The organism is Prosthecomicrobium sp. N25, from assembly GCF_037203705.1.
Taxonomy (GTDB): Bacteria; Pseudomonadota; Alphaproteobacteria; order Rhizobiales; family Ancalomicrobiaceae; genus Prosthecodimorpha.
Window position 1 is genome coordinate 448,712 of the sequence record NZ_JBBCAT010000004.1, and the last position, 14,517, is coordinate 463,228.

11 protein-coding genes, 2 tRNA genes and 2 pseudogenes are annotated in these 14,517 nt (G+C 66.2%); 12 read left to right on the plus strand and 3 right to left on the minus strand.

Annotated elements, in window-relative coordinates; genetic code table 11:
- Positions 1-514 precede the first annotated feature (514 nt).
- Positions 515-955, minus strand: a complete 441-nt coding sequence (locus WBG79_RS24280; RefSeq protein ID WP_337359825.1) for a VOC family protein — start codon at positions 953-955, stop codon at positions 515-517.
- Between the two features lie 37 nt (positions 956-992).
- Between WBG79_RS24280 and WBG79_RS24285 the strand changes: the two genes are divergently transcribed.
- From WBG79_RS24285 to WBG79_RS24295, 3 genes are all read left to right on the plus strand, one after another.
- Complete coding sequence (locus tag WBG79_RS24285) at positions 993-1,754, plus strand: SIR2 family NAD-dependent protein deacylase (RefSeq protein WP_337359826.1); 762 nt, start codon at positions 993-995, stop codon at positions 1,752-1,754.
- 190 nt (positions 1,755-1,944) lie between these two features.
- A complete protein-coding gene (locus tag WBG79_RS24290; protein WP_337359827.1) occupies positions 1,945-2,523 on the plus strand; it encodes a cold-shock protein in 579 nt (192 codons plus the stop codon).
- Positions 2,524-2,723: 200 nt separating this feature from the next.
- Positions 2,724-3,215, plus strand: coding sequence for a DUF192 domain-containing protein (locus WBG79_RS24295; RefSeq protein WP_337359828.1), 492 nt, complete (start codon positions 2,724-2,726; stop codon positions 3,213-3,215).
- Between the two features lie 53 nt (positions 3,216-3,268).
- Here WBG79_RS24295 and WBG79_RS24300 read toward each other — a convergent pair.
- A tRNA-Pro gene (locus WBG79_RS24300) sits at positions 3,269-3,345 on the minus strand.
- A gap of 484 nt (positions 3,346-3,829) precedes the next feature.
- On the opposite strand from WBG79_RS24300, the gene WBG79_RS24305 reads away from it, so the two are divergent.
- The 3 genes from WBG79_RS24305 to WBG79_RS24315 all read left to right on the plus strand — a co-directional run bounded on the left by WBG79_RS24305 (position 3,830) and on the right by WBG79_RS24315 (position 5,730).
- Entirely contained in the window at positions 3,830-5,113 is a 1,284-nt protein-coding gene (locus WBG79_RS24305) for a DUF1236 domain-containing protein (protein ID WP_337359829.1), read from the plus strand.
- 213 nt (positions 5,114-5,326) lie between these two features.
- Positions 5,327-5,632 carry an ETC complex I subunit gene (locus WBG79_RS24310; RefSeq protein ID WP_337359830.1) on the plus strand — a complete coding sequence of 102 codons (306 nt, stop codon included), beginning with the start codon at positions 5,327-5,329 and terminating at the stop codon, positions 5,630-5,632.
- Between the two features lie 21 nt (positions 5,633-5,653).
- Positions 5,654-5,730, plus strand: a tRNA-Arg gene (locus WBG79_RS24315).
- Positions 5,731-5,794: 64 nt separating this feature from the next.
- On the opposite strand, the gene WBG79_RS24320 is transcribed toward WBG79_RS24315, so the two are convergent.
- Positions 5,795-7,009 carry a tyrosine-type recombinase/integrase gene (locus WBG79_RS24320; RefSeq protein ID WP_337359831.1) on the minus strand — a complete coding sequence of 405 codons (1,215 nt, stop codon included), beginning with the start codon at positions 7,007-7,009 and terminating at the stop codon, positions 5,795-5,797.
- Between the two features lie 1,006 nt (positions 7,010-8,015).
- Here WBG79_RS24320 and WBG79_RS24325 point away from each other — a divergent pair.
- The 6 genes and pseudogenes from WBG79_RS24325 to WBG79_RS24350 all read left to right on the plus strand — a co-directional run bounded on the left by WBG79_RS24325 (position 8,016) and on the right by WBG79_RS24350 (position 14,500).
- A complete protein-coding gene (locus WBG79_RS24325) occupies positions 8,016-10,295 on the plus strand; it encodes a bifunctional DNA primase/polymerase (protein ID WP_337359832.1) in 2,280 nt (759 codons plus the stop codon).
- A 1,060-nt stretch (positions 10,296-11,355) separates the two neighbouring features.
- Complete coding sequence (locus tag WBG79_RS24330; RefSeq protein WP_337359833.1) at positions 11,356-11,931, plus strand: hypothetical protein; 576 nt, start codon at positions 11,356-11,358, stop codon at positions 11,929-11,931.
- 283 nt (positions 11,932-12,214) lie between these two features.
- Positions 12,215-12,484, plus strand: coding sequence for a hypothetical protein (locus WBG79_RS24335; protein WP_337359834.1), 270 nt, complete (start codon positions 12,215-12,217; stop codon positions 12,482-12,484).
- 747 nt (positions 12,485-13,231) lie between these two features.
- Positions 13,232-14,006, plus strand: a pseudogene (gene istB, locus WBG79_RS24345) (IS21-like element helper ATPase IstB).
- Between the two features lie 81 nt (positions 14,007-14,087).
- Positions 14,088-14,354: pseudogene (locus WBG79_RS27670) on the plus strand (transposase); the annotation flags it as partial.
- Positions 14,336-14,500, plus strand: coding sequence for a hypothetical protein (locus WBG79_RS24350; RefSeq protein WP_337359835.1), 165 nt, complete (start codon positions 14,336-14,338; stop codon positions 14,498-14,500). The pseudogene WBG79_RS27670 and the gene WBG79_RS24350, both read left to right, overlap by 19 nt.
- The last annotated feature ends 17 nt before the right edge of the window (positions 14,501-14,517 follow it).

Below are 14,517 nucleotides of genomic sequence, written 5' to 3' on the forward strand. Positions count from 1 at the left end.
AGTGGATGCATCACCTCTCCCCCGCATCCCCGGCCGGAGCGCCGGGGGCCAGCGCTCTCCACGGGCCGCGGCGCTGCGGATGGGGGCTCGCGCTGGATCCCGGATCTGCGGCGCCTTCGGCGCCTTGTCCGGGAACGCGGATCGAGAGGGATGGGGGTAGGGCGAAGAAGCGCCGACCGTTGATGCAACGCTTCTCCTCCCGCATCCCCGGCCGAAGCGAAGCGGACGCAACACCTCTCCGTCCGCACCCCCGGTCGGAGCGAAGTGGATGCATCACCTCTCCCCCGCATCCCCGGCCGGAGCGCCGGGGGCCAGCGCTCTCCACGGGCCGCGGCGCTGCGGATGGGGGCTCGCGCTGGATCCCGGATCTGCGGCGCCTTCGGCGCCTTGTCCGGGAACGCGGATCGAGAGGGATGGGGGCGAAGAGGCGCCGACCCCTTGATGCAACACCTTTCCGCCTGCATCCCCGATCGGAGCGAGGCGGAGAGGACTGGAGTACGCGGGCGGGGCAGGCTCACCACACGCCGGTGTTGCCCATGCTCGCCCAGGGCTCCTGCGGAGGCTTGGCGCCGCCCTTCTGGAGGAGTTCGATGGAGATCAGGTCGGGGGAGCGGACGAAGGCCATGTAGCCGTCGCGGGGCGGGCGATTGATGGTGACGCCGGCGGCCTGGAGCTTCGCGCAGGTCTCGTAGATGTCGTCGACCTCGTAGGCGAGGTGGCCGAAATTGCGGGCGGTGCCGTAGTCCTCGGGATCCCAGTTGTAGGTGAGTTCGAGGAGCGGCGCCTTCTTCTCGGTGCCGGTGGCCCGGTCCTCGGGTGCGGCGAGGAAGACGAGCGTGAAGCGGCCCTTCTCGCTTTCGGTGCGCCGAACCTCGACGAGGCCCATCTTGGTGACCCAGAAATCCAGGGACTCCTCGAGATTGCGGACGCGGACCATCGTGTGCAGATATCTCATGGGATCCTCCTCTGACCTTTTTCCGGACATTACAGCGATGCCCACCAATATCGTCCGCGACCTCGACGAGGGAAGGCGCATTCTGGCAGACGAGATCGCCGCGTCGCGCGCGCTCGTGGTGTTCACGGGGGCGGGGATCTCGACGGAGTCGGGAATTCCGGATTTTCGCTCGCCGGGCGGGCTGTGGTCGCGCCTGCGCCCGATCGAGTTCCAGGACTTCGTCGCCTCCGAGGCGGCGCGGCTGGAGGACTGGCGCCGCCGCTTCGAACTGGGCCGCCAGTTCGGCGGCGCGGAGCCGAACGAGGGCCACAAGGCCATCGCGCGGCTGGTCGAGAGCGGGCACTGCCGCGCGGTGATCACCCAGAACATCGACGGCCTGCACGCGCGCGCCGGCGTGCCCGCGGACCGGATCGTCGAACTGCACGGGAACGGGACCTACGCGCATTGCCTGCGATGCGGCACGCGGGCCGGGATCGCGGCCGTCGAGGCGGAGATCGCCGAGACGGGCACGTCGCCCCGGTGCCCGGCCTGCGGGGGACTGGTCAAGTGCGCGGTCGTGTCCTTCGGGGAAGCCATGCCGGTCGACGCCATGGCACGGGCCGAGGAGGCCACGCGGGCCGCGGACCTGTTCCTCGCCGTCGGCTCGTCGCTGCAGGTCTATCCGGCCGCCGGTTTTCCCATCATGGCGAAACGGCTCGGGGCACGGCTCGTGATCGTCAATCGCGACGAGACCGAACTCGACGACCTCGCCGACAGGGTGCTGCGGCTGCCCATCGGGCCTCTCTTCAAAACGCTGTGATACGCCTGTTCCCGCATCAACCGCGCCGGCGGTGCATTCAAAAAAACCGGTTGCTCTTGCGCATTGTCAGTGGTCGTGCCTGAGACCGATGTTATGCTTTCAGTAAGAATCAAGGCGTGTGCGGCCGCCGGGTTCGAGCATCGGGAGCGGCCGGAGGTCGCTTCCGCGAGTTCTAGGGGGGTGGTCAGGCATGGGGGCCAAATTCGGACCGGACACCCGTCCTCTCGAAACAGGCGGCGACGAGGCAGCCGTCGACGTCATCGAGGTGGCCGGTTCCATCAAGTGGTTCGATGTCGCCAAGGGCTATGGCTTCATCGTGCCGGATAACGGACTTCCGGACATCTTGCTTCATGTCACCTGCCTCAGGCGGGACGGATTTCAAACCGCCTACGAGGGAGCCCGGGTGGTCTGCGAGGTGCTGAACCGGCCTCGCGGCCTGCAGGCCCTGCGCATCGTCCACATGGACGAATCGACGGCCGTCCACCCCTCGCAGCTTCCGCCCTCGCGCACGCACGTCCAGGTGGTGCCGACCAGCGGGATGGAGCGGGCCGTCGTGAAGTGGTTCAACCGCATCAAGGGATTCGGCTTCCTGACCTGCGGCGACGGAACGCCGGACATCTTCATCCACATGGAGACGCTCCGCCGCTTCGGCCTGGCCGAGCTCCGGCCCGGGCAGACCGTCCTGGTGCGCTTTGGGGAAGGTCCGAAGGGCCGGATGGCGGCCGAGATCCGCCCCGACGGCGGGGGGCACATTCCGAACTCCCACTGATCGGAAAACGCATCTCCGGGCGTCGGTCGGTCGTACCTGACCCGGCGGCGCCGGGGGAGGCGCGCCCCGCCTCGTGTGTGCGTGCGGACCAGGCGGTCCGCGGCTCGGTCTGGCCTTCTCCTGCCACTTTCATGCTATGACGTCGCGAGGCCGGCGGCCGGGCCGACCGGCTGTCGGACAGCTCTTGCCGGATCGCTTCCATGGACTTGCGACGTCTGCGCCTCGCCCTTCTTCTCTTCCTGGCCGTCCTGCCCCTTCTCGCCGCCCCCGGGCTCCCCGGCGTGGGCCGCAGCGGGGCGGCGTCGGCACAGGCCGGCCTGGACCGGCTGGAGCTCGTGACCGCCTCGGGGCGGCACGCGTTCCGGATCGAGATCGCGGCGGACGACGAGAAGCGGGCCGAAGGGCTGATGTTCCGGACCAAGCTCGATCCGGACTACGGCATGCTGTTCGACTTCAAGCGCGAGCAGCCGGTCTATTTCTGGATGAAGAACACCTACGTGTCGCTCGACATGATCTTCATCCGGGCGGACGGCACGATCGCGCATATCGCCGAGAACACCACGCCGCTGTCCGAGGCGACCGTGCCCTCGCAGGCTTCGGTGCGCTTCGTCCTCGAGGTGGTGGCAGGAACCTCGAAGCGTCTCGGCCTGAAGGCCGGCGACAAGGTCGTGCATCCGCTGATGCGGGGTTGACCCGACGGGCCTCCGCTCAGGTCAGCTGTGCCCGGCCCGGACAGGGGCGGGACTGGTCGGGGCAGCAGGATTCGAACCTGCGACCTGGAGTACCCAAAACTCCCGCGCTACCAGACTGCGCTATGCCCCGCCGCACGACGTCGAGGGCTTGGATACACGGGGCCCGCGCGCAGGTAAAGGCTCCCGGCCTTGCGGGCGGGCGACCCGGCGAGCCGGGGGGCAGGCTCGCCGGGAGCGTCCCCCGAAGGGGACGGTGCAGGAGCTCGGGGAGACTTCGAAGCCGCCGTGACCGGCGGCTGAGCCCTGCCCGGAGGAGGGGCGGGTGGCGTCGCCCCTGCTTCCGACATGGAGCTATACGGATGTGAGGCGACTTCGGTTTAGTCGCCGATCGATTCCGGACGACGCCGCCTGTCCCAGGTCGTGGAAGCATCTGGCTTGAACTGAGCCGTGGCTCCCATGAATTCCCTAAGTTATCGGAACCGGTGCAGCTCTAGAACGTTTGGAAGCGACCCCCCGAGGTCGAGTCGGCGGCGACAGGACTCTTTTGGCGTCTTGTGAGCCGCCTGAAACACCTCGCCCGGGCAAAGATCGACATGAAAAAAGGAGTCGACTCCATGCGAACTCTCCTGATGACCGGCACCGCCGTTGCGGCCCTGCTCGCCGGCCTCGCCACCGTCTCCGCCCAGACCGGGGACCCGCAGATCAAGCGCCCGGGCGCCACCCAGGAGCGCCAGGACAGCGGCACCCCGAGCCGTTCCGATTCGGCTCCGGGCCAGAACCGGCCGGCCGCCGACGACGCCAACCGTCCCGGCCGCTCCGAGGCCGCCCCCGGGCAGAACCGTCCGCAGGCCGACGATTCGGCCCGTCCCGGTCGGTCCGAGTCCGCTCCCGGGCAGAACCGCGCCCAGGACGACAGCCAGCGCCGCCGCCAGTACCAGGCCGGCCAGGACCAGGATCGCAACAAGCCCGAGGCGGACCAGAACCGCCGCCGCGATGCGCAGGGCGACGACGCGAACCGCGACCGCAACAAGTCGGCCGAGGACCAGAACCTGCGCGAGCGTGACAAGAACCGCAACGCGCAGGGCGACGACGCCAACCGGGACCGCAACAAGTCGGCCGAGGACCAGAACCTGCGCGAGCGCGACAAGAATCGCAACGCGCAGGGCGACGACGCCAACCGTGACCGCAACAAGTCGGCCGAGGACCAGAACCTCCGCGAGCGCGACAAGAACCGCAACGCGCAGGATCGGGACGGCGCCGAGCGTGACCGCAACAAGGCCGCGGACGACCAGAACCAGCGCGATCGCGATCGCAATCGTCAGGCCGGCTCCGACAAGGGCGACGGCCCGGACGCCAAGCTCTCCGTCAAGCTGAAGGGCGAGGAGCGCTCGCGCGTGACCGCCACCCTGGTCGAGCGGGCCAAGCCGGTCGAGCGGTCGAAGATCAAGTTCAACATCAACGTCGGCACCTCCGTGCCGCGCGGCGAAATTGAACTGCACAGCGTCCCCGAGACGATCGTTTCGATCGTTCCGCAGTATCGCGGGTACCGCTACTTCGTGGTCGAGGACGAGATCGTCATCGTGGAGCCGAGCTCCTATCGGATCGTCGAGGTCATCGACCGTTCGGGCGGGGGCGGCTCGACCGGCAGTGCCCGGATCATCGTCGACCGCTCCAAGTTCGGCCTGATCAAGCGTGAACTGAAGCCGCACCAGGACATCAAGATCAAGATCACCACCCGCCAGGGTGAGGTGCTGCCGGACGACGTCGAACTGCAGTCGATCCCGCGCACGGTCGTGGAAGAGGTGCCGGAGCTCCGCGAGTACCGGTACGTCTACTACAACAACGAGGTTCTCCTCGTTGAGCCGCAGAGCCGCCGGATCGTCGAAGTCATCGAGTGATCCATCTCTCCTACGACGTTCTTGGAACCCCGCGCCCTCCGGCGCGGGGTTTCCGCATCTTGTCAGGGTGGCGTGGTGCCGCTACGGTCGCGCGATCCGGGCCGGACCGACGAAACGCCGATGGCGCGGGCGCACGGAGCCGGCTATGAGAAGCGCGCCGGGATCCCGACGGGACTCGCGCGGGTTCGAGACAGCGACGGAGCGACGACATCCATGGTGGCGCGGATCTATCGGCCGGCGAAGACGGCCATGCAGTCCGGTCAGGCGAAGACCAGGCGCTGGTGCCTCGACTACGAGCCCGAGGTTGCGAAGGGGCCGGAGCCGCTGATGGGCTGGACCTCCTCCGCCGACATGAAGAGCCAGATCCGCCTCTATTTCGCGACGGCCGAAGACGCCGTCGCCTACTGCGAGAAGAACGGCATCGCGTACCGGCTGGTCGAGCCGAAGGAGCGCAAGCCGAAGACCATGTCGTATTCCGACAATTTCAAGTTTGGCCGGATCGGCATCTGGACCCACTGACGCCGCGTACCCCTGGCGCGAGGCCCCGTAGCTCAGCGGATTAGAGCAGCAGCCTTCTAAGCTGTTGGTCGTTGGTTCGAGTCCAACCGGGGTCGCCAATAATTCAAGCACTTAGGCCGGTGCTTCGGGCCGTCGTGCTAAGCCCGTGCCAAGCGTTCCATGTCACAGCTTTTCTTCGCGCCGAGCGGCGCGCGCGGCTGCGACCTTTTCGGATGCGACCACGGCTTTCCCTCGGACGTAGATTTGCGTGACCTTCGGCGTCGTGTGACCGAGAAGCTTCTGCGCGTCCTCCACGCCAAGTCCGGCCTCGTCGACTTCGGATGCAGCGCCTGCGCGCGAGTCCCGATTCCAGACGTCGCGCGGGACGCCGGCGGCATCGGCGATCCGGCGCCAGTCCTTCGAGAACGTGAACCCCTGGAACGGCATGCCGGTCGCCTTGCTGACGACGACAGGGCCGACCCGGCTCTCGATCGGGATCCGCTCAAGCTCGGCCACCACGAGCGGCATCGACCGCAGGGCGTGAGTGACCTTCGCGCCCGTCTTACTCGTCTGCAGTGTCAGGACGAGGCTTGCGTGGATGTCCTGCCAGACGAGTCCCGGCACCCATCGACGGGTCTTCGTCCGATAAGGCGAGCCGTCGTCCGCCGCGCAGGGTTCCCAAAGGCCGATCACGTCCGACTGCCGCAGGCCGGTCTCGAACTGCAGGGCCTGTGCGAGCGCGATCTCTGGCCGGCCGACCTCGTGCGCCTTCCGGATCACGGCGACAACCTGCTCGAACGAGATGAAGACGCGCCGGGGCGCCGGCTTCACGAACCGCATCCCGAGAAGGATCTCGTGCAGGCGCCGCGCGTGCGGGACCTCGGCGGCGGCACCGAACTTCATGATCGCGCGGACCCGCTTAATCAGACCGTGCGCCTTCCGGATGCCGCCGCCCTCGACCGAGTCTCGAGCCTGCCCATACCATCGATGGAAGTCGAGCACGCCGAGGGCGTCGAGCCGGCGCTCGCCCCATGCCCGGCGGATCACGCCGAGTTCCTGATCGTAATTCCGGCGCGTGTTCCATTTGGCGCCGTGGTAGGGCGAGGCCTCGTGCGTCTCATAGAGGTCGCACAGGCCGGCGATCGTCCCGCGGCGGACGCGAGGCTCCGCCTTCAACGAAAGCCACGCCTCGGCCCGCGCAAGCTCATCGCGGCACGCCTGTTCGATCAGCGGCCAGGTCGCCTCGTCGCGGATGTCGTAAACGAGGTTGACGGAGTGGGTCGCGTAGCCGGCCTGCACGAGGCGGATCGGGCATCGCCACAAAAGGCGGAAGGACCCGTCCGCGCGAGGGATCACCTTAAGGCCGCGCGCGTTTACCTTTGGCTGTTCTTGGCGCATGGGGGGTATCACTCCCGTCCGGTCGTTGTGCAATGATCTCGGTCCCCGCCGGACAATACTGGGTGTATCCGAAACCTCCTCATCGTAGTATTAATACCAGAAAACTCAAATCGAAATTGAGGCGAATGATGATAAAGAAGTAACCTCGTAATAATTCAGACATGGGTGATGTGTCCGTCGTTTATTGATTGCCCCCTTTGCCTTGGGCAATCGTAAGCGACTATACGTACCGTTGGCAGGCCAGAGGAGTTGGATGTCGACTCTTTTCCGCAGCACGGAGGTCATGAGCGTTAGTGCGGGGACCGGTGCGCGTTCATCGAAATTCCACGCGAATCATTCTCCTGACACGAGTACCCGCTTTCAAACTCTAGTTTTGCTACCGGGAACCAAGCCAGTTTGAAGCTGGTGCAATCGGGTCGCTTGTAGGCCGCGCCGACAATCCACAGGAAATTTAGATCCAGGCCCCGAAAAGTTCATTCGTCGGGAAGCCAGGTCCGCTTCACAGACTGTGTAATTCATTAGAATATCATAATATAAAAAACCTAACAAGGTGCCGTCCGAAATTCAGTTGATTTCCTCACTATAGCTAGAACTCCCAGTTAAGTTCGGCTCACCTGCTCCAGACACGTTTATACACGTTTTGTGAAGTCTTTCTTAGTGCTTAAGGTCAAGCTTCAAAATTGAAATGCATCAGAGATTGTGGTGACGCGTTTGCGCAACTCCAATCGCTGCGGCCAAAGTTCGCCGGGCTCTGGGCGTAACGCTCAGACTTTTCCTGCTCACCAAGTACAAGGGCGAACGCTATGACGCGAGTAAAGAGGTATTACGCGGAGAATGACTGGAAATACGAAAAAAATAAAATGATGCATTGAAGACACCAACCTTAATTGCCTCATGCCCGGCAAAAGTACAGAGGACGGAAAGCGAAAGGCTTTCTTGATTGCGCATTGTCCGTGGTGCCGAACATAAAACTCATCACATGTTGGGGTTTGTCGTGAACGATCTGATGAGAAAGCAGCTGATCGCTGGCGTTAACGAATTTCGTCGACGCGCCTACGAAAACGGGTTTCAGCCGATCCCGGTCCGGACTGGCGAGAAGGTCCCGGCCCGCCCTGGTTGGCAGTACACGGACGGCGTGATTCCGGCGACCATCACGACCACGAACACCGGCATCCTGTGCCGCGGCCTGCGCGCGGTCGACATCGACGTCGACGATCCGGAGCACGTCACCGAGGTCGTCGGCATCCTGCGCGAGGTCGCCGGCCTCTCGATCGCGCGGGTTCGTGGCGACAGTCCGCGCGCCCTGTTCGTCTTCACCGCGCCGCCTGGCGAGGCGCCGGCGAAGCGGATCATCAAGCTCGGCGCGGTCGGCAAGGTCGGAATCCTCGGCGACGGGCAACAGTTCGTCGCACATGGCGTGCACCCTGACGGCGCCCCGTTCGAGTGGCCGTCCGGATCGCCGGCGACGGTCACGCGCGACGAACTCCCGATCCTCGACGAGCTCGCCGAGGACGAACTCGAGACTCGCCTTCTCGCGAAATTCAACGTCGGGCAGGCGCCCACGCCGGCCCCGAGCCCGCCGGCCAGGTCGTCGCTTCCCTTGCCCGCCGGGCGCGACGAGAAGCGGATCGACTCCTACCTCTCGAACGCGATCGAGGGCGAGGCCGAGGCCGTCCGCTCGGCGCCGAAGGGCGGGCGGAACAACCAGCTGAACGCCTCGGCCGTGAAGCTCGGGCACTACGTCGCCGGCGGGCACCTGCCCGAGTCGCACGTCGTCGCCGTCCTGTCGGCCGCAGCTGCGTCCGCCGGGCTCGACCCGGTCGAGACGGCGAAGACGATCCGGTCCGGCCTCGCCGCGGGCATGCGGACGCCCAAGGACCCGCCGCTGCCGGCGGCGGACATCGACCCCGAGTTCGTCGCCGTGGTCGACAAGCTGCAGGCCTTGTTCTCGGCGCAACTGTTCGACGAGGACACCGGCGAGGTCGCGGACATCGGCGAGGACCTGCCAGCCGAAGCTTGGACGACCGCGCCGCCCCTGGCGGGCCGGTACGAGGTCCCTGACGAGCTCACGCGACCGCCGGGGCTCGTCGGGCGCCTCGTCGACTGGATCACGGACTCGAACCGGTTCCCGTGCCGCGCCCTCGCCCTCGGCGCCGCCCTGACGATCGTCGGCACGGTCGCTGGGCGCCAGTGCGGGACGCCCACGGGGGCGGGCACGCACCTGTACGTCCTCGCCCTCGCGCCGACCGGCGTCGGCAAGAACCATCCCGCGCAGTGCATCGCTCGTGCGATGGACTCGGCCCTGCTCGGGCACCTGCTCGGGCCGGACGACTTCGCCTCGGGGACCGCCCTATACAAGGTCCTGGCCGACACGCCGCTCGCCCTGTGCACGATGGACGAGTTCGGCGTTTTCCTCGCCCGCATCAATAACAAGCGCGCCGGCGGGCACGAGCAGGCCATGTCAGGCGTGTTGCGCAAGGCGTGGGGCAACTCGTTCGCCAGGATGACGACGCCGTCCTATGCCTCGATCCAGGCGCAGACGATCTACGGGCCCGCCCTGTCGATCTATGCGACCTCGACGCCCGAAGAGTTCTATCGGTCGCTCGCCTCGGCCGACGTGCACAACGGCCTGCTTAATCGCTTCCTGCTCCTGTCGACCGAGCAGAAGGCGCGCCCGGTCAAGCCGGCCATCGGGGGCGACGTGCCCGACGACATCCGCGACGGGCTCGCGCGCCTCTTCTATGCCTCGGGCGAGATGTCGGCGAGCGGAATCCACAAGGGCCCCTGCAAGGCGCCGGCGCGGGTCGTGCAGTGGGGCACGGACGCCGAGGCGATGTTCGAGGCCTTCGCAGAAGAGGTCGCGACCATCATCGACGAGGACACGGGCACGGGCGCATTCTTCGCCCGCACGGCCGAGATGGCGGTCCGGATCGCTACCATCGTCGCCCTCGGCCGCGACCCGCACGCCTTCGTGACCGTCGAGGACATGCAGTTCGGGATTGAGGTCGCGCGCTGGTCGGCAGAGGCGATGCGGACGCAGGCGCTCGAACACATGGCCGAGTCCGAGGCGCAGGCGCTCGCATTGCGCATCCTCCGAATCGTGCGGAAGGCGGGCGGCGAAATTACGCGGGCCGGCCTTCTGAGGGCACTGAATCATGTCGCCCGTAAACGGGATATTAACGACGCCATGGATGGGCTTCGGGAGGCCGGCCAGATCGCGCAAGTCGCTGACCGCACGCCGGGTGCCAAGGGGCGGACGCCCGTAGTCTACAAGCTTTTGCGGTAGCCCTCCCGGTAGGCCTCGGCGAGCAGGACCGGCGTCGGGCGGGGGTCTTCGCGCCCCGCTCGACGTCGAACGAGTGTTGGCGCCCGATGTCGAGGCAGCTAGCGAAGTGCGCCTGTGTTAAGCAGGGTTGTTGCGTGGGGGGCGGAGCTTGCCGGTGATTAGCGGTAAGGACTTCCCTGGTGGGCGCGCTATATTGTCCTCGTCGCACGCGAACTCGCACTGTGGACGGTTAAGGGCGGCGCCTGGTTCTCCCCACAGAAATCGCCGTTCTCGATTACAAAACGCCATTCCTCTTGGGCTGACTGGCTCTTAGATGACATAGGCGCCCACTTAGACGCACCCCGGATCGGCCTTCGACTCACGGCGGCCTGGAACTCGCCGAACGCCATCAGGAGCGTGCCCGGTCGGACGGGTTCAGATGGGCCGGTTGGGAAGGGCATCGTTTTTATGCTGCCCGGAATGACCCGCGTCTCGCCCTTCGCTGGCCGGCCTTTGGGATATCGAGTGCGCCACGGAACCGAACCCCACGGCAAGGCCGTGTTCCTCATGCTTCACACAGGGCCTCACGGGCGTCGTCGGGTGCTTCGCGCTAGGTCATGGGCACGTATTGCGCTCCTTTCGTTGCGGGATTTCCGTTGCTTCCAACGACGCGCTGTGCAGACGATATTTGTAGCCTCAGGCGACATTTTCGGGCCTGCATTCTTTCGCGCAGATTTCATTCTTTCGCGGACCTCGCACGGGGCGTGTTCACAGCACGTGTGAATTCTTTCGTATTCTTTCGTCAGGCGGAAACGAAAGAACGGAGCTATAATCATATAATAATATCATATATATAACTCATTCTTTCGTTTCTTTCGTCACTCCCTCCATCCAGATGTTTTTCTTCACGTTCTGTGTAGTTCCTTCTCTCCCTCTTAGGGCGGCGACGAAAGAACGAAGGAATTGCTCGCGTGCAAGATCTGGCTCGCACAACCGAACCCGAATCGGCCATGGTGCGTGTCGACACCGGGCGACAGGCTCCCGACCGTCCGTCTACTCACCGGACACGAGGTCGGGACACATGGCACGAGGACGACCCCGCAAGGCGGGCAAGCGATACCCTTCCGGCGACAGGATCACGAAGGCCGAGCCCGCCGACCAGGTCGGGCTCGAAGCGCGATGCCGTCACTTCGGCATCTCGAAGAAACTCGCCAGGGACGCCCGGGTCGGTTCCCTCGCCGGTCGGCTCCTGCTCGGCGAGCGGATCACCTTCGCGCAGTTCGACACCGGGCAGAAGTTCCGCGACACCCGGCTCGCGTTCCTGAGCCTCGTCGGCGCGCCAGGGCTCCCGGCGAACACCGCGGCCGAGGACGGGCAGGCCTGCGGCGCGTGCGGCGCCGAGGTCCCGTGCGAGGCCTGCGCCGAGGAACGGAAGGCCAGGTTCCGCGATCGATGGTTCAAGGTCTGCGCCGCCGTGCAGGCGGACGAACTCAATGCCCACATGCGGGTCGTCTGGTTCGAGAACTGGCGCGACGAGTTCGAGCCCCGCCTCGTGGCTGGCCTGTCATCGCTCGTCGCGCACTTCGGGCTCGAATCCGACGAGGCCGTCAACACCCGGCGTGGAAGGTCAAGGACGTGGCAAAGCGAACCGGCTTGACACGACCCGCGCACATCACCGATCAGTTGGGAAATTCATGCTGGTCTTCGTGTCACTGCAGGGTAGGGAAGCGGCCATCCCGGCGGGTTCAAACCTCGCATGTAGACGGTTCGAGTGTGACCTCAAACCCGCACTTCGCAGCAGGTACCCGAGGCGCAGGGACAGTCGGTCGGTTGAGGCCGAGGCCTATCCCCGACTATACCGCACCGCTCGATGGCAGAGCATCCGTGACGCCCAACTGCGGGCCGAACCCCTGTGTCGCTTCTGTGCAGCGCAAGGGCGAGTGACCGCCGCACGCATCGTCGACCACGTCGAGCCCCACAAGGGCGACCCGATCGCCTTCTACTGCTCGCCCCTGCAATCCCTCTGCGACCCGTGCCATAGCCGAACGAAGCAGGGCATCGAGCGGCGAGGCTACGACACGACCCCCGGCCTCGACGGATGGCCGATCGACCCTGCGCACCCGGCGAACCGAGGCTGGGCCATGGCAACGGTCGTCCTGCTCGCCCTGTTCGCTGTCCTCGTCGCCCTCATCCTCGTCGAGGCTTGGTAGGACCCTGCGCCCCCGTCGCAGGCTGACCGGGCCGCCTCGGGCTCGACCGCCCCCCGGCGGGCCTGGGGCGGTCACGGCGCCCCTCTGAGACCTGCCAGGGCAGGGTAGGGGGGGGCCTCGAAGTTTGGGGCTGGGACGCCCCTGACCGGCGCGGGGCGTTTACGCGTGACGCCGCAGATCAGGGCTTCCTTTTCTGGACCGAGTTCTGCTGGGCGCCCACACAGGACGTTTTCGCGAGTTGCGGGGCCTCGCGTCTGAATGCCCCGCGCTGATCCGGATCCCTTCGGCGCAGAAGATCGAGCCTCACAAGCACCGCGCGTTCAGCCGCCCGCCGCTCGAGGGCAAGAGCATCTGAATGGACCGTGCCCCCATCAGACGCATTGCCGGTGAGATCGCCAGGAGCCTGGAGGAGTTCGCGGTCTTGCAGGGCTTCGAACAAGGAGGTTTGTGCGGCAGCCACGGACGGGTCGCGATGCTCAGCAGCCAGCACCTGTCACTGCCGAATCAGTTCTCCCCAGAAGTTGGAGTGGGCCCCTTGGCCCGGACAGTCGGGGGGCAAATGATGATCCTGGATCTGTACCGGCAAGGCCCGTCGGTGTCGGCGATCGCCGGCGGACGGATAGCGACCGCAAGACCGTTCGCAAGTACATCGAGCGCGGCTTGGAGGCTCCGGCCTACGGATCGCGCTCACCGCGGGCCACCGCGCCCGATCCCTTCACGGCCTACCTGCGTGTACGCGTTCTCAAGATGCCGCGCGCCCTGGAGGCGCTCGATCATGTGGTCCGGCGGCTCGAGCAGGGCGAACTCTCCGCCCTGGAAGCCATCGACGCCCTACTCGCCGAGGAGTGACCCTGCGCGAGAACAGCCGCATCAAGCCCGCGCTGCGCACGGGCCGCCTCGCCACCATCAAGACCATCAGGGGCTTTGACTTCTCCTTCCAGCCATCGCTCGACCCCGACCGGATCCTGGCGCTCGCCGGGCTCGGCTCCGTCCAACGCGCCGAAGTCGTCCACTTCCTCGGCCCGCCCGGTACCGGCAAGAGCCACCTGGGCGCCGCCCTCGGCGTCGAAGGCGTCAAGGCAGGACGAAGCGTCTACTTCACCACCCTCGCCGACCTCATCACCGCGCTCGCACGCTCCGAGCGCGAGGGTAGGCTCGCCGAGCGCCTCCGCTTCTTCTGTCGCCCGAGCCTCCTCGTCGTCGATGAGATCGGTTACCTGCCCGTCGTCCCCGGCGGCGGCACCTCTTGTTCCAGCTTGTCAACGCTCGCTACGAACGAGGCGCCATGATCCCTACCTCCAGCCGCGGCTTCGCTGAATAGGGCGAGGTCTTCGGAGGTACCGTCGTCGCCACCGCCCTCCTGGACCGCCTGCTCCACCACGCCGTTGTCGACCAGATCGAAGGCTCCAGCTGCCGACTGCGCCACCGAGAGCTCCTGAACGCGAGATCGCAAGCGCCGACCACGACATCGCCGCCATCATCCGCGCCTACGAGGGCCTCGGCCGCCGCGCCGCCCTCCTGAAATCGATCCCCCGCCTCGTCCCGGTCACCGTGACTACCTTGATCGCCCTCATGCCCGCACTCGGACGGCTCGACCAAGGCTGCGGCCGCACTCGCAGGCCTCGCCGGCTTCAATCGCGATAGCGGGCAGTTCCGCGGGCAACGCAGCATCCACGGCGGCCGTAAGCGCGTCCGAGACGCCCTCTACATGCCCGCTAACGCCGCCATCAAATCCCGATGCCCGCTTCACCGACTTCCACACGCAACTCGTCGAACGCGGAAAAGTGTTGATGCAGGCCCTCATCGCCGTCGACGGGAAGCTCCTCATCACCGCCAACGCCGTGCCCAGAAATGCTGCCCTCTACCTTAGCTAACTGCGACCCTACAGTTACCGGCAGCACGCTCGTCTTCTTCGCCGCGATTCTCCGCAAGGTGGCCGCCGAGGACCCGACCCTGGCCGCGCTCGCCGACCCGTTCGCCCTCATGCGCGAACTCGAGACCGCCGGGGCCGCTTGACGATTGAACGATATTTA

Coding starts and splice junctions, on each gene's coding strand:
- WBG79_RS24280 (WP_337359825.1), bottom strand. CDS start 955: ATGAGATATCTGCACACGATGGTCCGCGTCCGCAATCTCGAGGAGTCC.
- WBG79_RS24285 (WP_337359826.1), top strand. CDS start 993: ATGCCCACCAATATCGTCCGCGACCTCGACGAGGGAAGGCGCATTCTG.
- WBG79_RS24290 (WP_337359827.1), top strand. CDS start 1,945: ATGGGGGCCAAATTCGGACCGGACACCCGTCCTCTCGAAACAGGCGGC.
- WBG79_RS24295 (WP_337359828.1), top strand. CDS start 2,724: ATGGACTTGCGACGTCTGCGCCTCGCCCTTCTTCTCTTCCTGGCCGTC.
- WBG79_RS24305 (WP_337359829.1), top strand. CDS start 3,830: ATGCGAACTCTCCTGATGACCGGCACCGCCGTTGCGGCCCTGCTCGCC.
- WBG79_RS24310 (WP_337359830.1), top strand. CDS start 5,327: ATGGTGGCGCGGATCTATCGGCCGGCGAAGACGGCCATGCAGTCCGGT.
- WBG79_RS24320 (WP_337359831.1), bottom strand. CDS start 7,009: ATGCGCCAAGAACAGCCAAAGGTAAACGCGCGCGGCCTTAAGGTGATC.
- WBG79_RS24325 (WP_337359832.1), top strand. CDS start 8,016: ATGAGAAAGCAGCTGATCGCTGGCGTTAACGAATTTCGTCGACGCGCC.
- WBG79_RS24330 (WP_337359833.1), top strand. CDS start 11,356: ATGGCACGAGGACGACCCCGCAAGGCGGGCAAGCGATACCCTTCCGGC.
- WBG79_RS24350 (WP_337359835.1), top strand. CDS start 14,336: ATGCTGCCCTCTACCTTAGCTAACTGCGACCCTACAGTTACCGGCAGC.